Origin of the sequence: Pseudomonas extremaustralis (assembly GCF_900102035.1) — a bacterium.
Classification (GTDB): Bacteria; Pseudomonadota; Gammaproteobacteria; order Pseudomonadales; family Pseudomonadaceae; genus Aquipseudomonas; species Aquipseudomonas extremaustralis.
Window position 1 is genome coordinate 4,234,304 of the sequence record NZ_LT629689.1, and the last position, 19,434, is coordinate 4,253,737.

Here is a 19,434-nt window from a genome sequence, read left to right on the forward strand (position 1 = left end):
CAGACGCGCGGCGGCGGTTACAGCTCGTCACGGTCACGCAGTGGCAAGGGGTCGTCGGTCAGGGCCGCATCGGTCACTGCGCCGTTGAGGGCGTCCTTCTGCACCCCGGAAATCAACCCTTCGCTTTGCCAGTAGGCGTCCCGGTCGAGCACAGACAACTGGCCCACGCCGGTCAATCGGTCGAGGAATTCAACGGGTTTGAGACCGGGCAACGACGCCATCAGTTGGGTTTCCGGGACGGAGAAACCCGGCATGTATTTGAGCAGTGCACCGCCACGGGTGGCCAGGTAAAGGCTCATCGACACTCGCCGATGGGCCGTGAGGATGCGGATGAAATCTCGCAGCGACGCCGGCTCGATAAAGTGGCTCGTCAGCGCTTCGTCCTTGGACGCCGTACTGTCGACGGGTTCCTGATCGCGGTAGATCAGTTGAGCGCCCACCGTCCGGTAGAGGTCAGGGAAGTCCGGATAACTGATCGGCCCGCTCGTGGGTTGCGGCACCGGCTGCACAGGCCCCGAGCGCCCGGTATAAAACAGCCGGAACAGGCGCGCCCCATCCAGCCCCGGCCACAGGGGCAGCGTGGTGATGTACGACGTATCGCTCGGGTTGGCCAGGACTGCGGCGACATAGTTGGCGCCCTTGCGCGCCGACAGTCGTCGCTGCACGTAGCGGGCGGCATCGTCGGGATGGGAGAACAGCGGGCCGCAGCCCATCGGGTAATCGAAAAATCCCTCCCCGGTTCCCGGCGTCCACTCGGGCGTGATCCGCCGCGTGCCGGCCCACACCGTCCCCTCGACCAGCACATTGAGGTTGCCGTGGCGCGCCAGGTCACGCACATAGTCAAGCACGCTGATTTTGCCCTCTTGCAGTTGCTGACGCAGCGCCGGGAAATAGTTGCGAGAATCCAACCGTTCTTCAGTCTCCTCATACTGATACTGGATCAGCGCCCCCTCCGGGCAGGACAGGTACAGCGACAGCGTCTTGCCCTTCACGCCTTGCCGGGAAAAACGCATGCCGTTGTCGATGGCCATGGGTGAATGGAAGGTCCGCTCGTGGGGGTCTTGCCCCGGTGTCAGGGGCTCGAGCGCGGCACACAGGTAGATGCCCTCCAGCACATAGCCCTGGGGCAGCAGGCCGCCGGGGAACACTTGCCCGAACTTCCAATAATTGTTGCGCACCAACGGCATCGTCACCATGAACTGCCTTTTGCGCGCGGCCTTGAACACGTAGCCGAACTGCAGCGCGCTGCCGTATTGGCAGTGCTCATGGGCATAACGCACCGCCTCTGTTTCCTGGGCGAACACCGGGCTGAACGGTGGATCGGCCTGGGCGTTTTCGATCTCGATCGCCGCCGGGCGAGGAGCGTTGGGGACAAACCCCACCTGCAACCTCGGCATGCCCCAGACCTTGCTGCCATCCACCACGTGCAAGCGGCCGGCCTTGCTCAAGCGCAACACGTATTCCTCCGGCTTGAGCGTTCCGGTACGAATCTGTTGCTCGATCTTGTTCTCCAGCCGGTCCTCGCGCACCAGGTTCAAGGGGCGCAAATCGTCCTTCAGTGTCGTCTCCAATAGCGAGTGGCTGCGGCTGTAGCTGAGGATGCAGCCGTCGGAGCCGAACAGGTATTCACGGGTCAGGTTGGCATTGGCTTCGGTCAGCGCAGCGCCGATCACCCGCGTCGAGAGCATGTTGCGGTAGATATCCCGTTGCGTGGCATCCAGGGCAAACGGCAGTTCGCGGCCGGGGCTCGAACGATAGCGCGCCACCACGGTGTGGGCGGCGGGGAAGCCCCCCAGGCCGACGACTTCATCAGGGAAAATCCAGGTGTGATCGAAGTCTTCGCGGGGAACGATCACCGGTTCGGTGGCGACGAACAGCCCGTCCGGGCGTTTGAGAATCAGGCCGCCGTACAGCCGCCGGGCGTTGGCACCGCTGAGCCGGGAACGGGCATAGCGCGCCGCGTCGTCCTGGTCATTGAACACCGGCCCCAGGCGACGGCGATTGAAATGCGCGTAAGGTCGCCACTGCAAAGGGTCGCTGCTCACCGCACCACGGCGGTCCCAGCATTGGCTGGAGTACAGCACCGTCAGGCCATCGGCTTTCGCCATCAAGGCAACATACCGGCGGATATCCAGGGTGCCGCTGCGCAGGTTCATGCCCTGTACGCTGACTTCGTCGCCATTTTCGCCGCCACTCAACAGCGAGGTTGCCGGCGGCCGATAGCGCAGCAGCGCGCCTTCGAGGGTCGACAGATAGACCGGCAGCACATCGCCGTTACGGGACAACGCGCGGGCGTCTCGCTCGGCCCGTTGCAACAGCTGCGGCGTGGCGAAGAAACGCGTCAACCACGCCTCGGTGGATGGCAGGCCGCTGGGTATCCATTGCTGGGAATAGAACAACCCGACCAGCACGAACCCATGGGTAAAGTCGCCGCCATTCAAGTAGGCCGCGCCAAGGGATGAGTCACTCAACCACCTGCCGGACACCTGGGGCGCCAGTTCGCTGACCACGTATTCGTGTTTTTGCGGGTGCTTGAGCAGGTAAGCGGTATATCCCTCGCTATCCAGGTTGCGCCCATGGCCGCGCACATGGGTGTTGATCGCCGCCGCGTCCAGGGTTTTGAACACGGCACTGAGCGCCGGGGTCTGCGGCGCCGCTTCGGCGTAGTCGAAGTTCGGTGTCCAGTCGTCGTAGACCCGCAGGCGCGGCCCCCACAAGCGGGTGTGCGCAAGCACTCGCAATTCGCCCGCCGCCGCCAGGCGCGTGACGATGTTTTCGGGCTTGAGCGCGCCGCGTTCCAGGCGCCGGTAGTAGCCATCGACGCCCGGTGTCCGATTGGCATTGGCCAGCACCAATTGCTCCTGCGGCGAACCGCTGGGGATGTAGCTGATCAGGCTGTTGGGCGAGCCGCTCAAGTAGGCGGGAAGTCCGGTGAGGATCACCGAGCGGATGTCCCGGTCGTTGAACATCGTGGCGCTGATTTCCAGGTCGGTCATGCTCCAGCCCTGGCGCCGCCAACGCGCCAGTTCCTCCTGGGACAGCGGCGGGTGGGAACTGTAGCGCCCATGGATGACGTAGTCCGTCGGCGGTACCAGCAAACCGTTGGCCGGCAGGGAGACCAGCAAGTCCCCGGCGAATCCGTCGCCCTGGACGCGCGCCGGTTCGGTGAACACGAAGCGCTGGTCGGGACGCCGCAGAATGTAGCCGGCATAGACTGCATCGCGCCGCACGCCGATGCGCTCGTGGGCATGCCGCGCCGCGTCGTCGGCATTCAAAAAGCTCGCATCGACCGTATTGGCCCCCAGGCCCAGGGGCAACACTTCGCTGTCGTACAACGTCCCCAGGGTGCTCCACAGCTGACCGGCCTGCAGCACCGTCAACTCACCCGCGCGAATGAGCCGACGCACGAACGCGCGGGGTGACAGCGAACCGTCCATCAAGCCCGCCTGGTTAGCGTTATCGGTCACCGTGCCGTCGGCGGCCACGCTGAACAGTTCGGTGGCCCCTCGGGGTTCGGGGGCCTGCCACTGCAACAGCGCCTTGTCGGCGGTGTGGAAAAACAGCTTCAAGCCCATCTCGGCGATTTGCAGGTCCTGGGTGCCCTTCGCCTGGTTCATGGCCGTGACCAGCAACTGCGGGCTGACAAACCGTTTGTACAGCCAGGATTCCGTGGCGGGTAACGGCGTGTCGGCCAACGGCGCAGGCACGTAATAAAAGCCCACCAGGCGAAAGTTGGAAGGCAGTCGCAGCTGGCCGTCACTGCGCACCGGGAACAGTTCGGTCAGCGACGCGCCCAGGGCCGTGGGCTCGGTGGCGATATAGCTCGACGAAGTCAGGTGTTTGAGGACCACCCCCTGATACCCGGTCTGACGCAGGCGCGCCACCATGCTCAAGGCCACCAGCACCGCCGCTTGCGCGGTGCCGACGAGTGGGGTGAAAAACGGTTGTGCCTGCACGGTCTGCGCGGCCGTGACTGGGCTGTGCAGGGTCCATTGCTGGGACACCTTGCCGCGCACCCCGCCCCACACCCGCGACGGCACCACCACCCGCAGTTCGCCGGCTTGCGCCAGCCGCCAGACAGCGCCTTCAAAGGCAGTGAACGGCACCACCGGCACCGTGCCCATCAGTTGTGCGCTGAGCTCGGCTTCCTTGGCCGAACCGCTGCTCACGTACTTGAGCAGTGAGTTCGGCGTACCCGACAGGTAATGCACCCGCGCGAAGTCGCGATTCGTGATGGTGAATACCTGGTCGGCATTCGAGTAAAAACTGTTGAACAGCTCGACCTGGTCCGGGGTGAAACCGGGGTTGAATTGCCTGATCATCTCGTCCTGGGCGGGGTGGGAATGATAGAGCCCATGGCACTCGTAGCCCTGGGGCGCGATGAAGTGGCCCTTATCGTCCACCGCCAGGATCGTCTGAAAATCGAACTGCCTCTGGACACCGATCACCGGCTGGGTGGCGAAATAGCGGATCCCGCGTTTGAGAATCAGGCCGCCGTACTCGTTATCCCGTCGCGTGCCGATCTGGTTGTGCGCCCAGCGGGCGGCGTCGTCGGGGTTGACGAAGGCCGGGCTCAACGCAGGCAAGGGCAGGCTTGCCGGGCCGGCAGACGGTTGAACGGTAGCGACAGGCGTCGAGACCGTCTTGAACGGCACCCAGTCACTGCCGACAAGGCCGACCGCCCCCCACAGGCGATTGCCCTGCACCACGCGCAGGCGACTGACCTCGGCCAACTTGCGCACCGCATCGGCGGGTGTGTAGGTACCGTCCGCCAGGTTTCGGGAGATCAGGCTGCCGCCCCTGAGCGACTCGAAAAAACTCAGGAACTCGCGGCTCTGCGTACCGTTGGGTTCCAGCACAATCAGGCTGTCTTGGGCCGCGGAGAGGTAACCCGGTACTTGCAACTGATGAATCCGATAGGCCTCCTGATCGGTGAAGCTCTGCGCGTAGACCTGCACCTCATCACTCGACCAATTCGCCTTGGCCCGAGGACCGAGGTCCAGCTGCGAGGCGTCCACGTGGGAGCCGAACCAGGCCTGCAGTTGATAGCCGTCCGGCAATGCCAACTGCCTGGAAGACGCGTCCCAGGGGTAGAACCCGTTGAACCCGTAGGGGTTGCTGCCGGTCTCCAATGACGACGTCACCACATAGCGCTGGTCGGGACGCTTGAGGATCAGCGCGCCCACTTCATGCGCGCGCCGCTCGCCCACCTGCCCATGGGCATGCAAGGCGGCTTCATCGGCGGTTGCGAAGGGCTCGCTGAAGGTCAGAACCGGTTGTCGAAACTGTGAATAAGGCGCCCAGTCGCTCTCGACCACCCCTTCCACATCCCACAGCGGGCTGGTCTGCTCGACACTCAATTCGCCCGCCGCGGCCACTCGAATGACGAACTGGCGCGGGGTCAGCGTGCCCCGGTCCAGCGCCTGTTGATTGCCCTGGTCGGACACCCCGCCCGCGGCATCCTGGGTCAACAGTTGGCTTTCCGCCGGCGAGCCGCTGAACCGGTAGCGCAGCAGCGCGTTGTCCGGGGTGCGCATGTACAGCGAGATCCCCAGCGCCGACGTGGGTGCCTGCTGGTAACGACGGGCCTTGGCAATGTAGGCCGCCAGCGTGCCGGGGCTGAAAAACTGCCGGTACAGCCACGGCTCCTGGGTGGGAACCTGTGTCGCCAGCGGCTGCGACAGAAAGAAGAACCCGTGCACATGAAACCCCTCCGGCAACAACGGGCCGCCCGTCAACGAAGGCAGGCGAGCATCGGCGGGCACCTGTTCCCCCGCGCCCAGCACCAGGGCCTGGGTGGCGGCAAACTCGTCGCTCTGTTCATGCTTGAGCAGCATGACCATTTGCCGGGCATCCGGCGTGCGCCGCATGCGCGTCTGTGCATAGTCCAGTGCTTTGGTCACATCCGGGTACAGCGGGCCGCAGGCGACCGTGTCCTGGGTGGGAACAAGCGGCAGATAGGGCTCCCAGCGCTCATCGATGACGCCGGGCATACCGCCCCAGTCCGCACTGGCCACCAGCAGGGACAAGCGCCCCACCGAGGCCAGTTTCTTGATGAAGCCTTCCAGCGAGCCATCGTGACCGTGGGCCGGCAGGGCCGTTTTCACATCATCGATCCAATCGACGAATTGCCGTTCCGCCAAGGCGAAACTGGGCTGGTACTTGAGCAACTCGCCACCGGGGCCCGACAGGTAGGCGGTGACCAGTGCGCGGCCCTCGTAGTGGTTGAACACCACATCGCGTTCGGAAAAAAAACTGTTGAAGATCCGCACCTGACGCTCACTGAGTCGGGGGTTGGAGCGTTTCAAACCGTCAAATTGAGCGGGATGCGAATGAACCCCTCCGACCAATTTATAGCCGCGCGGGTCCAGAAAAGCGTTGCCCGGACCGCGCTCCAGCAACTGCTCGAAATCAAACGTGGCCGACTTACCCGGGATCGGTTCAGTGGCAAATATGCGGTTATCCGACAGCCTTCGCAGGATCACGCTGCCGTATTCCACAGTGCGATTGCGGCCAATGCGCTCATGCACATAACGCGCGGCGTCGTCTGCACTGATAAACGCCGGGCTGTATTGAAACTTCACGCGCGTCGCCGTGGCGGCACGCGCCTCTCTGGATGGATTCTCTTCCATGACATCACCTCGATTACAGGTATTACCGGTGCGCAACACGCACCGGGCTCGCACAACGCAAGCCCTGCAGAAGCGTCCTCCCATCCACCGATGGCCGGGCGCTGCATAGTTATCGAGGCCCCTCAGCGCCAGGGCACTCTTTGCGCGCATCCCCTGCACCAACGCCATTCCAGCGCCCGCTATTGGTGCGCAGCCCTGCCAACCGTGCCTGCAACCCCCGCCAAACAGGGGGGTGGGGCCATCGGGCACAGCCTTTGCTATGTCCTCTTCAGTGCTCACATCGGTTCATCGAAAAATAACGTTCACGGAGACCGCACCATGAAGCGTCGCAGCTTGATCAAGGCTTTCACTCTGTCGGCATCCATTGCCGCCATGGGCATGACCTGGACCCTCCAGGCCGCCGAGACCATCAAAGTCGGCATCCTGCACTCGCTGTCCGGGACCATGGCTATCTCTGAAACGTCCCTCAAGGACATGGCGCTGATGACCATCGACGAGATCAACGCCAAGGGCGGGGTGAACGGCAAGATGCTCGAACCGGTGGTGGTCGACCCGGCGTCGAACTGGCCGCTGTTCGCTGAGAAAGGCCGGCAGTTGCTGACCCAGGACAAGGTCGCCGTGGTGTTCGGCTGCTGGACCTCGGTGTCGCGCAAATCGGTGTTGCCGGTGTTCGAAGAACTCAACGGCTTGCTGTTCTACCCGGTGCAATACGAAGGCGAAGAGATGTCGCCCAACGTGTTCTACACCGGCGCGGCGCCGAACCAGCAGGCGATCCCGGCGGTGGAATACCTGATGAGCGAAGACGGCGGCGGCGCCAAGCGCTTCTTCCTGCTCGGCACCGACTACGTGTACCCGCGCACCACCAACAAGATCCTGCGTTCGTTCCTGCATTCCAAAGGCGTCGCGGATAAAGACATCGAAGAGGTCTACACCCCGTTCGGCCACGCCGATTACCAGACCATCGTCGCCAACATCAAGAAGTTCTCCGCCGGCGGTAAAACCGCCGTGATCTCCACCGTGAACGGCGACTCCAACGTGCCGTTCTACAAAGAGCTGGCCAATCAGGGCCTCAAAGCCACCGACGTACCGGTGGTGGCGTTCTCGGTGGGCGAAGAAGAACTGCGCGGCATCGACACCAAGCCGTTGGTGGGCAACCTCGCGGCGTGGAACTACTTCCAGTCGGTGGAAAACCCGGTGAACAAGAAGTTCGTGGCGGACTGGAAAGCCTACGCCAAGAAACACAACCTGCCGGGCGCCGACAAAGCGGTGACCAACGACCCAATGGAAGCCACCTACGTGGGCATCCATATGTGGGCGCAGGCGGCCGAGAAAGCCAAGTCCACCGATGTCGACAAAGTGCGTGAAGCCCTGGCCGGCCAGACCTTCAACGCGCCGTCGGGCTTCACCCTGACCATGGACAAGACCAACCACCACCTGCACAAGCCGGTGATGATCGGCGAGATCCAGGCCGACGGGCAGTTCTCGGTGGTGTGGCAAACCCAGGAACCGATCCGCGCCCAACCCTGGAGCCCGTACATTCCTGGCAATGACAAAAAACCGGACTACGCCGTGAAGAGCAACTAAAGCCCCACCACAGACCCATGTGGGAGGGGGCTTGCTCCCGATAGCGGTGTATCAGTCAGCCCATGTATTGCCTGACCCACTGCAATCGGGAGCAAGCCCCCTCCCACATAAAGCCGGTCCGTGCATGATCAGGACATTTTGTGATGCTCACTGCCCTCCACCGCCTCATCCTCGCCGCCCTGCTGTTGCTGCCCTTCGGCACACACGCCGGCGACGCCGACGACTTCCTCGCCGCCAACCCCGCGCAACAGGCCAAGCTTCTCCAGGACTGGGCCGCGCAGCCCGACCCGGCGCGCATCGAGTTGGTGGACGCCCTGCAACAAGGCCAACTGACGGTCAACGGTGAAACCAAGACCGTGCGCCTGAACAACCGCCTGCGCGGCTTGATCGACAACGTCCAGGCCAGCCAGCAACTGCTCGCCGCCGACCCCAAGGTACGCCTGGCCGCCGCGCAGACCCTGCAAAAGACCGCGCAACCGGCGCAGCTCAAATTCCTCGACCAGCAGGTCGCCGCCGAGACTAACGAGGACGTGCACACCGCCCTCAGCCTGGCCCTGGCCAACCTGCAACTGGTGGACAGCGACCCAGTGATACGCCTGGCCGCCGTGCGCCTGCTCGGCAGCACCGGCGACCCACTGGCGCGCACGCGCCTGGAAACCCTGCTCGCCCCCGGCGTAGAAACCGACGCCACCGTGCACACAGCCGCCGAGACCAGCCTGGCCCAAGTCAAACGCAAGCTGCTGATGGGCGAGATCCTCGGCCAAGCGTTCAGCGGCATGTCCCTGGGTTCGATCCTGCTGTTGGCAGCCCTGGGCCTGGCGATCACCTTCGGCCTGCTCGGCGTGATCAACATGGCCCACGGCGAGATGCTGATGCTCGGCGCCTACTCCACCTATGTGGTGCAGTTGCTGATGCAACGCTACGTGCCGCAAGCCATCGAGTTTTACCCGCTGATCGCGCTGCCGGTGGCGTTCCTGGTCACGGCCGCCATCGGCATGGCCCTGGAACGCACGGTGATTCGTCACCTGTACGGCCGCCCCCTGGAAACCCTGCTCGCCACCTGGGGCATCAGCCTGATGCTGATCCAGGCCGTGCGCCTGGTGTTCGGCGCGCAGAACGTCGAAGTCGCCAACCCCGCCTGGCTGTCCGGTGGCATTCAGGTGCTGCCCAACCTGGTGCTGCCCTACAACCGCATCGTCATCATCGCCTTCGCGCTGTTCGTGGTGGTGCTGACCTGGCTGCTGCTGAACAAAACGCGCCTGGGCCTCAACGTGCGCGCCGTGACCCAGAACCGCAACATGGCCGCCTGCTGCGGCGTGCCCACCGGGCGCGTGGACATGCTCGCCTTTGGCCTCGGCTCCGGCATCGCCGGGCTTGGCGGCGTGGCGCTGAGCCAGATCGGCAACGTCGGCCCGGACCTGGGCCAGAGCTACATCATCGACTCGTTCCTGGTGGTGGTGCTCGGCGGTGTCGGCCAGTTGGCCGGTAGCGTCATGGCCGCCTTCGGTTTGGGCATCGCCAACAAGATCCTCGAACCGCAGATCGGCGCCGTGCTCGGCAAGATCCTGATCCTCGCGCTGATCATTCTGTTTATCCAGAAACGCCCGCAGGGACTCTTCGCACTGAAAGGACGGGTGATCGACTGATGAACCAGCCATTGATGCTCACGGCCACGCAAAAGGCCGGCCCCAAGGTGACGCTTGCCGTCGGCGCGGTGCTCCTGATCCTGCTGCTGGCCCTGCCGTTGTGTTCCCTGCTGTCGGCGGATAACCCGCTGCACGTCTCGGCCTACACCCTGACGCTGGTGGGCAAGATCCTCTGCTACGCCATCGTCGCCCTCGCGCTGGACCTGGTGTGGGGTTACGCGGGAATGTTGTCCCTCGGCCACGGCCTGTTCTTCGCCCTCGGCGGCTATGCGATGGGCATGTACCTGATGCGCCAGGCCTCCGGCGACGAGTTGCCGGCGTTCATGACGTTTCTGTCGTGGACCGAACTGCCGTGGTACTGGATCGGCACCGAGCACTTTCTCTGGGCCCTGTGCCTGGTGGTGCTGGCGCCGGGGGTGCTGGCGCTGGTATTCGGTTTCTTCGCCTTCCGCTCGCGGATCAAGGGCGTGTATTTCTCGATCATGACCCAGGCCCTGACCTTTGCCGGGATGCTGCTGTTCTTTCGCAACGAGACCGGGTTCGGCGGCAATAACGGCTTCACCAATTTCCGCAGCATCCTTGGTTTCGGCATTACCGAACCGGGCACGCGGGCGGTGCTGTTCGTGACCACCGTGGTGCTGCTGGTGGCGTGCCTGTACGTCGGCTGGCGCCTGGCCCGGAGCAAATTCGGGCGGGTGCTGACCGCCCTGCGCGACGCCGAGAACCGCCTGATGTTCTGCGGCTACGACCCGCGCGGCTTCAAGCTGTTCGTGTGGGTGTTGAGCGCGGTGATGTGCGGGTTGGCCGGGGCGTTGTACGTGCCGCAAGTGGGCATCATCAACCCCAGCGAAATGTCGCCGACCAACTCCATCGAAGCCGCCGTGTGGGTGGCCCTCGGCGGGCGCGGCACGCTGATCGGGCCGTTGCTCGGCGCCGGCGTGGTCAATGGCATGAAGAGCTGGTTCACCGTGGCCTTCCCGGAATACTGGCTGTTCTTCCTCGGGGCGCTGTTCATCATCGTCACCCTGTATCTGCCCAAGGGCGTTATCGGCCTGCTGAAGAAATGAGGAACGTCATGCTTGAACCTATCTTCGATGCAGGCAGCGGCCGCGATGCGATCGGCATCGGCCAGGCCGCGGGCAAGGGCCTGAACACCCGCCACGGCACGATCCTGACCCTGGAAGGCATCAGCGTCAGCTTCGACGGCTTCAAGGCGCTGAACGATTTGAACCTGTACATCGGCGTCGGCGAATTGCGCTGCATCATCGGCCCCAACGGCGCGGGCAAGACCACACTGATGGACGTGATCACCGGCAAGACCCGCCCCAGCCACGGCAGCGCCTGGTTCGGCGAAACCCTGGACCTGACCGAGATGAGCGAAGTGCAGATCGCCCAGGCCGGCATCGGTCGCAAGTTCCAGAAGCCCACGGTGTTCGAAGCCTTGAGCGTGTTCGAGAACCTGGAGCTGGCGCAGAAGACCGACAAGTCGGTGTGGGCCAGCCTGCGCGCGCGCCTGAGCGGCGAACAGAAAGACCGTATCGACGAGGTCCTCGACACCATCCGCCTCAGCGCCTCGCTGCATCGCCAGGCCGGCCTGCTGTCCCACGGCCAGAAGCAGTTCCTGGAAATCGGCATGCTGCTGATGCAAGACCCGCAACTGTTGCTGCTGGACGAACCGGTGGCGGGCATGACCGACGCCGAGACCGAATTCACCGCCGAGCTGTTCAAGCGCCTGGCGGGCAAGCATTCGCTGATGGTGGTGGAACACGACATGGGTTTTGTCGGCGCGATTGCCGACCACGTCACCGTGTTGCACCAGGGCAGCGTGCTGGCCGAAGGGTCGCTGGAACAGGTGCAGGAAAACGAGCGGGTGATCGAGGTCTACCTCGGCCGCTGACCCGGACACGGACTTGCTTTATGTGGGAGGGGGCTTGCTCCCTCCCACAAGGGAATTGAGGAGGTTTTGAGAATGCTGCAAGTCGACAAGCTGCATCAGTATTACGGCGGTAGCCACATCCTGCGCGGGCTGTCTTTTGACGTGCAAATCGGCGAAGTCACCTGCCTGCTCGGCCGTAATGGCGTGGGCAAGACCACCCTGCTCAAGTGCCTGATGGGCCTGCTGCCGGCCAAGGAAGGCGCGGTGAACTGGGAAGGCCGCGCCATCACCGGCCTCAAGCCGCACCAGCGCGTGCAGGCCGGGATCGCCTACGTGCCCCAGGGCCGTGAGATTTTCGGGCGGCTGACGGTGGAAGAAAACCTGCTGATGGGCCTGTCGCGGTTTCCCGGTTCCGAAGCCAAGCAAGTGCCGGCGTTTATCTACGAACTGTTCCCGGTCTTGCTGCAAATGAAGCATCGCCGTGGCGGCGACTTGTCAGGCGGCCAGCAACAACAGTTGGCCATCGGCCGCGCCCTGGCCAGCCGTCCGCGCCTGTTGATCCTCGATGAGCCCACCGAAGGCATCCAGCCCTCGGTGATCAAGGAGATCGGCGCGGTGATCAAGAAACTCGCGGCACGCGGCGATATGGCGATCCTGCTGGTGGAGCAGTTCTATGACTTTGCCGCCGAACTGGCCGACCAGTACCTGGTGATGTCGCGCGGTGAAATCATCCAGCAAGGCCGAGGCGAAAATATGCAGAGCGACGGTGTGCGCGGTCTCGTAACCATCTAATCTGTGGCGTCCTGACGATAAGCACACAACCATGAACCTGCCCGTGTCCCCCGCCCTGTTCACCCCCAGCTGGCACGCCGCGCTGGAGCTCGGCTACGCGCGTTTCGGCGCCACCACGCGCCCAGTGATGCGCCGCCACCTCGGCCCGCTGCGCGTGCAAAAACACCTGTACGCCGAAGGCCCCGAGGTGTGCCAGCACATCATCGTGCACCCGCCCGGCGGGATTGCCGGCGGCGACCGCCTGGACATCCGCGCCCACGTCGCCGAAGGCGCCTGGGCCCAATTGACCAGCCCCGGCGCGGCCAAGTGGTACCGCGCCAGCGGCCCGGCGTTCCAGCAACTGGACCTGACCGTGGAGGCCGGCGCGACCCTGGAATGGCTGCCCCAGGAAACCATCGTGTTCAGCGCCGCCCAGGCCGAACTCACCACCCGCATCGAGTTGCACGGCGATGCGCGACTGTTCTACTGGGACGTGGTCGCCCTGGGCCGCCCGGCCAGCGGCGAGCGCTTCGACCGGGGGCATTTTCAGTCGCACCTGGACATCCGCCGCGACGGCCAGTTGCTCTGGCATGAGCGCCAGCGCATTGTGGGCGGCGACGGTTTGCTCGACTCGCCGATCGGGCTGGATGGGCAACCGGTGTTCGCCACGTTGCTGGTGACCGGCGACATCGCGCCCGAACTGCTCGAAACCTGCCGCGCCCTGCCCCACGCCGTGCGCGGCGACCTGACCCAGTTGCCCGGCCTGCTGGTGGCCCGCTGCCTGGCCAGCGAGGCGCTGCTGGCGCGGCAATGGCTGATTGACTTATGGCGCCTGCTGCGCCCGGCGCTACTGGGCCGGGAAGCCGTCGCCCCACGAATCTGGAGCACATGAACATCAACATGTAGGAGGGAGCAAGCCCCCTCCCACACTTGATCTCTGTTGTATTTAAGAATGCATTTTATGAAGGACCTTGAACCATGGACCTGACCCCTCGGGAAAAAGACAAACTGCTGATCTTCACCGCCGGCCTCGTCGCCGAACGCCGCCTGGCGCGTGGGGTGAAGCTCAACTACCCGGAAACCATCGCCTACATTTCCGCCGCCCTCATGGAAGGCGCCCGCGATGGCCGCACCGTGGCCGACCTGATGCACTACGGCACCACCCTGCTCAGCCGCGAACAGGTGATGGAAGGCATCCCGGAAATGATCCCGGATATCCAGGTGGAAGCCACCTTCCCCGACGGCACCAAGCTGGTGACCGTCCACCAACCCATCGCCTGAGGCCCGGCCATGATTCGTGATGCAACCGAGCAGGACCTGCCCGCGATCCGCGCCATCTACAACGACGCGGTGCTCAACACCACGGCGATCTGGAACGAACAACCGGTGGACCTGGCCAACCGCCAGGCCTGGTTTGCGGCACGCCAGGCCCAGGGCTATCCGATCCTGGTCGCGGTGGAAAACGACGAAGTGACCGGCTACGCCTCGTTCGGCGACTGGCGGCCCTTCGAAGGGTTTCGCTACAGCGTCGAGCACTCGGTGTACGTGCGCCACGACCAACGCGGCAAAGGCCTTGGCCCACGCCTGATGCACGCCCTGGTCGAACGCGCGCGCAGCGCCGGCAAACACGTGATGGTGGCCGCCATCGAAAGCGGCAACCAGGCCTCGATCCGCCTGCATGAGCGCCTGGGGTTCGTCACCACCGGGCAGATGCCGCAAGTGGGCATCAAATTCGGCCGCTGGCTCGACCTGACCTTTATGCAACTGATCTTGAATCCGGGCGCGGAACCGCCCCAGGAGTGAGTTCGATGAGCACTACGCAACTGCGTCGAGTCAATGCTGAAAGCTTTGCCCATTACCGCCCGGGCTTGATCGCGCTGTTGCTGGACGCGGTCAGGCACGGCGCGTCGGTGGGTTTCATGGCCGACTTCGACGAGGTCCAGGCCAGCACCTATTGGCACAGCGTCCAAGCCAGCGTCGCCGACGCCAGCCTGCTGCTCTGGGTGGTCGTGCGCGACGAACAAGTCATCGCCAGCGTACAACTGGCGCTGTGCCAGAAACCCAACGGCCTGAACCGCGCCGAAGTGCAAAAACTACTGGTGCACAGCAGCGCGCGGCGCCATGGCCTGGGCCAACAGTTGATGCACGCCCTGGAACTCGCCGCGCGCCAGCACAAACGCGGCCTGCTGTACCTGGACACCGAAGCCGGCTCCGAGGCCGAAGCCTTCTACCAGGCGCTGCGCTACACCAAAGTCGGTGAACTGCCCGACTACTGCCAAAGCCCGGACGGGCGCTACCGCCCGACCGCCATCTACTTCAAGACCCTGGGGCAACCTGCATGATTCCTGGCGAATATCAGATCCAGCCTGGCGAGATCGAACTCAACGTCGGCCGCCGCACCGTCACCCTGAGCGTGGCCAACAGCGGCGACCGACCGATCCAGGTGGGCTCGCACTACCACTTTTTCGAAACCAACGATGCGCTGACCTTCGACCGCGCCGCCAGCCGCGGCATGCGCCTGAATATCCCGGCGGGCACGGCGGTGCGTTTCGAGCCGGGGCAGAGTCGCGAGGTCGAACTGGTCGACTTCAGCGGCGGGCGCCGCGTGTTCGGGTTTGCCGGGCGGATCATGGGCGACCTTTAGGGCCTCATCGGGAGCAAGCCCCCTCCCACCTTTTGATCAATGTTCACCAATCAAAGGTGGGAGGGGGCTTGCTCCCGATAGCGATGTCACATTCAACACATTTTTCTCAGGGCAACCACACATGAAAATCAGCCGCCAAGCCTACGCCGACATGTACGGCCCCACCGTCGGCGACAAGGTCCGCCTGGCCGACACCGAGTTGTTCGTCGAAGTGGAGCAGGACTTCACCGTCTACGGCGAAGAAGTCAAATTCGGCGGCGGCAAGGTCATCCGCGACGGCCAGGGCCAGAGCCAGTTGCTCGCCCACGAAGTGGTCGACACCCTGATCACCAACGCGCTGATCATCGACCACTGGGGCATCGTCAAGGCCGACGTCGGCCTCAAGAACGGTCGCATCCACGCCATCGGCAAGGCCGGCAACCCGGATATCCAGCCCGGCGTGACCATGGCCATCGGCGCCAGCACTGAAGTGATCGCGGGCGAAGGCATGATCCTCACCGCCGGCGGCATCGACAGCCACGTGCATTTCATCTGCCCGCAGCAGATCGAAGAAGCGCTCACCAGCGGCGTCACCACCCTGATCGGCGGCGGCACCGGCCCGGCCACCGGCACCAACGCCACCACCTGCACCTCCGGCCCGTGGCACCTGGCGCGCATGCTGCAGGCCAGCGATTCGTTCCCGATGAACATCGGCTTTACCGGCAAAGGCAACGCCAGCCTGCCGGAGCCGCTGATCGAGCAGGTCAAGGCCGGCGCCATCGGCTTGAAGCTGCATGAGGACTGGGGCACCACGCCCGCCAGTATCGACAACTGCCTGAGCGTCGCCGACCAGTACGACGTGCAGGTGGCGATCCACAGCGACACCCTCAACGAATCCGGCTTCGTCGAAACCACCCTCGCCGCCCTCAAGGGCCGCACCATCCATACCTACCACACCGAAGGCGCCGGTGGCGGTCACGCGCCGGACATCATCAAGGCCTGCGGTTTTCCCAACGTACTGCCCAGTTCCACCAACCCGACGCGGCCGTTCACGCGCAACACCATCGACGAACACCTGGACATGTTGATGGTCTGCCATCACCTCGACCCGAGCATCGCCGAAGACGTGGCCTTTGCCGAAAGCCGCATCCGCCGCGAGACCATCGCCGCCGAAGACATCCTGCACGACCTCGGCGCGTTCTCGATGATCAGCTCCGACAGCCAGGCCATGGGCCGCGTCGGCGAAGTGATCACGCGCACCTGGCAGACCGCCGACAAGATGAAAAAACAGCGCGGCGCCCTGCCCGGCGACGGCCCCGGCAACGACAACTTCCGCGCCAAGCGCTACATCGCCAAATACACCATCAACCCGGCGATCACCCATGGCATCAGCCACATCGTCGGTTCCATCGAAGTGGGCAAGTGGGCCGACCTGGTGCTATGGCGCCCGGCGTTCTTTGGCATCAAGCCGACGCTGATCCTCAAGGGCGGCGCGATTGCCTCCAGCCTGATGGGCGACGCCAACGCCTCGATCCCCACCCCGCAACCGGTGCACTACCGCCCGATGTTCGCCAGTTTCGGCAGTTCCCTGCACGCCACCAGCCTGACCTTTATCAGCCAGGCCGCCCTGGACGCCGGCCTGCCCGATGCACTGGGGTTGAAAAAGCAGATCGCGGTGGTCAAGGGCTGTCGCAACGTGCAGAAAACCGACCTGATCCACAACGATTACCTGCCGGATATCGACGTGGACCCGCAAACCTACCAGGTCAAGGCGGACGGGCAACTGCTCTGGTGCGAACCGGCGGATGTGTTGCCGATGGCCCAGCGCTACTTTCTGTTCTGACCGTTCATCGGCACACCTGACGTGCCGCTGAAGCGAAGAGGCGTATGGCGCTACGATGCGCCACGCGCCTTTATCGCTTTGGAAACCTGGCCATGCGTTTATCCGAATTCATTGCGTTACATGCCGACCTGATCGTCGATGAATGGGAACGGTTCGCGCAGACACTCACACCCGCCGCCGACACCCTCAACCGCGCACAGTTGCGCGACCACGCCCACTCGATCCTGCTCGCCGCCGCCCGGGACATGGACACCCGCCAGAGCGCCAGCGAACAAGCGGCCAAGGCCAAGGGCGAAGGCCCCGACACAAGCCCCGGCCTGGATCAGGCCGCAGCCAGCCATGGCGAGCTGCGCCACACCGTGGGCTTTGACCTGGTGCAAATGACCGCCGAGTTCCGCCACTTGCGCGCCTGCGTGCTGCGCTTGTGGGTCGAGCACCAGCACACGCCAGCGCTGGCCGACTTCCAGGACATGATCCGCTTCAATGAAGCCATCGACGAAGCCCTGGCCGAATCCACGGCAGCCTATGCCGAGCAGGTGGCGCGTTCGCGGGACATCTTTCTCGCCATCCTCGGCCACGACCTGCGCGCACCGTTGCAGGCGGTGAACATGTCCACCGAGATGCTGCTGCGCAAGGCCACGCTGGACAGCCAGGGCTTGAGCCTGGTGGGCAATATCAAAAACGGTGCCCGGCACATGGGCGCGATGGTCAACGATCTGCTGGAGTTTGTCCGCAGTCGACTGGGCAGCAGCCTGCCTATCGAACGTAAAACCATGAGCCTTGCCGACGCGGCGCAAGCGGCCATCGATGAAGCCCGCGCCGGTCGCCCGGATTGCCAGCCGACCTTGCAGGTGCAAGGCGATACCCAAGGCCGGTGGGACCGTGGCCGCATTGACCAGTTGCTGCAGAACCTCATCGGCAACGCCTTGCAGCACGGCACCCAGCAGCAGGCGCCGACCCTGACCCTCAAAGGCCAGGCGGACAGCGTGGTGCTGAGCGTGCACAACTATGGCCCGCCGATTCCCCAGGCGGCCCTGGGCACGGTGTTCGACCCGCTGGTGCGCGGCGCCGGCGAAGCACTGGGCAGCCCGTCCACGAGCCTCGGGCTGGGGCTGTTTATCGTCAAGGAAGTGGTGCAAGCCCATGGGGGCAGCATTGACGTGACGTCCAGCGCGGCGGACGGCACCACCTTCACCGTGGTGCTGCCGCGCTCGACCTGAGGGTGCGCGGGCTTAGAAGTGCTCGCGCGGATTGAAAGCGGCTTTCTTCGCCAGTTCCTGCCACAGGGCAATGGTCTCGTCGTCGGCCTGCTTGGGCATGACCACCTTGAGCTGGACGAACAGGTAGCCGCGCTGCCCGGCCTTGTTCAGCAAACCATGGCCCTTGGCGCGCAGGCGCTGGCCATTCTGGCTGCCCGCCGGCACCTTGAGGTTGATCTTGCCGGTGAGGGTCGGCACCGCCACTTCCGTCCCCAACGCCAACTCCCACGGCGCCAGCGGCAGATTGATGATCAGGTTTTCGCCATCCACTTCGAACTTGGGGTGCGGCGCAAACTTGATCACCAGGTACAGGTCACCATTGGCCCCGCCACCCACGCCCGGCGCGCCCTGGCCCTTGAGGCGGATGCGCTCGCCGTCGGTCACCCCGGCGGGGATCTTCACGTTCAGGCTCTTGGTGGTGTTGCTGACATGCCGGCCCGAGGCGTCGTATTGCGGCACCTGGAAGCTGATCTGCTTGGACTCGTTGGACAGTGTCTCTTCGAGGAACACCGACAACTGCATCTCCACGTCCTGGCCTTTGCGCCCGGCGGAACGGCGCTGGCCGCCACCGAAGGCATCGCCGCGACCGCCGAAGATCGAGCTGAAGAAGTCCGAAAAGTCTTCGGTGCCCGCGCCGCCGCCGCCGCCAAACCCGCCACGGCTCTGCCAGCCTGGCGGGCCCTGGAATGGCTGGCCGTGCTGGCCATATTTGCGCAGTTCGTCGTATTCGGCGCGTTTGTCGGCACTTTTAAGCGCCTCGTAGGCCTCGGACGCGTCCTTGAACTTGGCTTCGGCGTCTTTTTCCTTGCTGACGTCCGGGTGATATTTGCGCGCGAGCTTGCGGTAGGCGGTCTTGATGGTCTTATCGTCCGCCGTCGGCTCAACGCCAAGAATCTTGTAATAGTCTTTAAAGTCCATCTGGGGGGTTACCCTCCGTGATCGATATCGCACAGCCAGGGGCACAGCATGCGCCGGTTTGCAGCATTTGGATTGACTGATCTCAACCCGAAGCCGATGGCTGGCTCAGAAGTTTATCGGCACCACGCGAATTACCTTGCAGCCACCGACCGTATGCAGCACAAGTTGGGGGCGAACCCGAACCTTTCAAGGCGCACGGACGGCTATTTAACAGATGGTCGGCCTACGCAACCGCCCCCGACTGACATACACTGCGCGGCCGTTTTTCAACCGGAACCCGAT

At 64.2% G+C, this 19,434-nt stretch carries 14 protein-coding genes; 12 read left to right on the forward strand and 2 right to left on the reverse strand.

Features of this window, described 5'->3' with window-relative positions; translation table 11 throughout:
* Window positions 1-17: 17 nt before the first annotated feature.
* Window positions 18-6,632: a DUF4329 domain-containing protein gene (locus BLR63_RS19585; RefSeq protein WP_010563387.1), complete on the reverse strand. Its 6,615-nt coding sequence runs from the start codon at window positions 6,630-6,632 to the stop codon at window positions 18-20.
* 318 nt (window positions 6,633-6,950) lie between these two features.
* Here BLR63_RS19585 and urtA point away from each other — a divergent pair, with 318 nt between their 5' ends.
* The 12 genes from urtA to BLR63_RS19645 all read left to right on the forward strand — a co-directional run bounded on the left by urtA (window position 6,951) and on the right by BLR63_RS19645 (window position 18,195).
* Window positions 6,951-8,216, forward strand: coding sequence for an urea ABC transporter substrate-binding protein (gene urtA, locus BLR63_RS19590; RefSeq protein WP_010563386.1), 1,266 nt, complete (start codon window positions 6,951-6,953; stop codon window positions 8,214-8,216).
* 143 nt (window positions 8,217-8,359) lie between these two features.
* A complete protein-coding gene (gene urtB, locus BLR63_RS19595; RefSeq protein WP_010563385.1) occupies window positions 8,360-9,862 on the forward strand; it encodes an urea ABC transporter permease subunit UrtB in 1,503 nt (500 codons plus the stop codon).
* Window positions 9,862-10,929, forward strand: coding sequence for an urea ABC transporter permease subunit UrtC (urtC, locus tag BLR63_RS19600; RefSeq protein ID WP_010563384.1), 1,068 nt, complete (start codon window positions 9,862-9,864; stop codon window positions 10,927-10,929). The genes urtB and urtC overlap by 1 nt, the downstream gene beginning before the upstream one ends.
* On the forward strand, window positions 10,926-11,759 hold the full coding sequence (urtD, locus tag BLR63_RS19605; RefSeq protein ID WP_042946486.1) for an urea ABC transporter ATP-binding protein UrtD: 834 nt from the start codon (window positions 10,926-10,928) through the stop codon (window positions 11,757-11,759). Before urtC ends, urtD begins: the two co-directional genes overlap by 4 nt.
* A gap of 72 nt (window positions 11,760-11,831) precedes the next feature.
* Entirely contained in the window at window positions 11,832-12,530 is a 699-nt protein-coding gene (gene urtE, locus BLR63_RS19610; RefSeq protein ID WP_010563382.1) for an urea ABC transporter ATP-binding subunit UrtE, read from the forward strand.
* Between the two features lie 31 nt (window positions 12,531-12,561).
* Entirely contained in the window at window positions 12,562-13,401 is an 840-nt protein-coding gene (locus tag BLR63_RS19615; protein ID WP_010563381.1) for an urease accessory protein UreD, read from the forward strand.
* Between the two features lie 86 nt (window positions 13,402-13,487).
* Window positions 13,488-13,790 (forward strand): urease subunit gamma, encoded by a 303-nt coding sequence (ureA, locus tag BLR63_RS19620; protein WP_003171437.1) that lies wholly within the window; start codon window positions 13,488-13,490, stop codon window positions 13,788-13,790.
* Window positions 13,791-13,799: 9 nt separating this feature from the next.
* Window positions 13,800-14,312, forward strand: a complete 513-nt coding sequence (locus tag BLR63_RS19625) for a GNAT family N-acetyltransferase (protein ID WP_010563380.1) — start codon at window positions 13,800-13,802, stop codon at window positions 14,310-14,312.
* Window positions 14,313-14,317: 5 nt separating this feature from the next.
* Complete coding sequence (locus tag BLR63_RS19630) at window positions 14,318-14,851, forward strand: GNAT family N-acetyltransferase (protein ID WP_010563379.1); 534 nt, start codon at window positions 14,318-14,320, stop codon at window positions 14,849-14,851.
* Window positions 14,848-15,153: an urease subunit beta gene (locus BLR63_RS19635; protein WP_010563378.1), complete on the forward strand. Its 306-nt coding sequence runs from the start codon at window positions 14,848-14,850 to the stop codon at window positions 15,151-15,153. The genes BLR63_RS19630 and BLR63_RS19635 overlap by 4 nt, the downstream gene beginning before the upstream one ends.
* Before the next feature lie 121 nt (window positions 15,154-15,274).
* Window positions 15,275-16,975 (forward strand): urease subunit alpha, encoded by a 1,701-nt coding sequence (gene ureC, locus BLR63_RS19640; protein ID WP_010563377.1) that lies wholly within the window; start codon window positions 15,275-15,277, stop codon window positions 16,973-16,975.
* 92 nt (window positions 16,976-17,067) lie between these two features.
* A complete protein-coding gene (locus BLR63_RS19645) occupies window positions 17,068-18,195 on the forward strand; it encodes a sensor histidine kinase (RefSeq protein WP_010563376.1) in 1,128 nt (375 codons plus the stop codon).
* Window positions 18,196-18,207: 12 nt separating this feature from the next.
* Here BLR63_RS19645 and BLR63_RS19650 read toward each other — a convergent pair whose 3' ends face one another.
* Window positions 18,208-19,152, reverse strand: coding sequence for a DnaJ C-terminal domain-containing protein (locus BLR63_RS19650; RefSeq protein WP_010563375.1), 945 nt, complete (start codon window positions 19,150-19,152; stop codon window positions 18,208-18,210).
* Window positions 19,153-19,434: the final 282 nt, after the last annotated feature.

Excerpts from the sequence above, each read along its gene's own strand:
- BLR63_RS19585 (WP_010563387.1), bottom strand. The coding sequence starts at position 6,632 with ATGGAAGAGAATCCATCCAGAGAGGCGCGTGCCGCCACGGCGACGCGC.
- urtB (WP_010563385.1), top strand. The coding sequence starts at position 8,360 with ATGCTCACTGCCCTCCACCGCCTCATCCTCGCCGCCCTGCTGTTGCTG.
- urtA (WP_010563386.1), top strand. The coding sequence starts at position 6,951 with ATGAAGCGTCGCAGCTTGATCAAGGCTTTCACTCTGTCGGCATCCATT.
- BLR63_RS19650 (WP_010563375.1), bottom strand. The coding sequence starts at position 19,152 with ATGGACTTTAAAGACTATTACAAGATTCTTGGCGTTGAGCCGACGGCG.
- ureA (WP_003171437.1), top strand. The coding sequence starts at position 13,488 with ATGGACCTGACCCCTCGGGAAAAAGACAAACTGCTGATCTTCACCGCC.
- ureC (WP_010563377.1), top strand. The coding sequence starts at position 15,275 with ATGAAAATCAGCCGCCAAGCCTACGCCGACATGTACGGCCCCACCGTC.
- BLR63_RS19625 (WP_010563380.1), top strand. The coding sequence starts at position 13,800 with ATGATTCGTGATGCAACCGAGCAGGACCTGCCCGCGATCCGCGCCATC.
- urtD (WP_042946486.1), top strand. The coding sequence starts at position 10,926 with ATGAGGAACGTCATGCTTGAACCTATCTTCGATGCAGGCAGCGGCCGC.
- BLR63_RS19630 (WP_010563379.1), top strand. The coding sequence starts at position 14,318 with ATGAGCACTACGCAACTGCGTCGAGTCAATGCTGAAAGCTTTGCCCAT.
- BLR63_RS19635 (WP_010563378.1), top strand. The coding sequence starts at position 14,848 with ATGATTCCTGGCGAATATCAGATCCAGCCTGGCGAGATCGAACTCAAC.
- BLR63_RS19645 (WP_010563376.1), top strand. The coding sequence starts at position 17,068 with ATGCGTTTATCCGAATTCATTGCGTTACATGCCGACCTGATCGTCGAT.
- BLR63_RS19615 (WP_010563381.1), top strand. The coding sequence starts at position 12,562 with ATGAACCTGCCCGTGTCCCCCGCCCTGTTCACCCCCAGCTGGCACGCC.
- urtE (WP_010563382.1), top strand. The coding sequence starts at position 11,832 with ATGCTGCAAGTCGACAAGCTGCATCAGTATTACGGCGGTAGCCACATC.
- urtC (WP_010563384.1), top strand. The coding sequence starts at position 9,862 with ATGAACCAGCCATTGATGCTCACGGCCACGCAAAAGGCCGGCCCCAAG.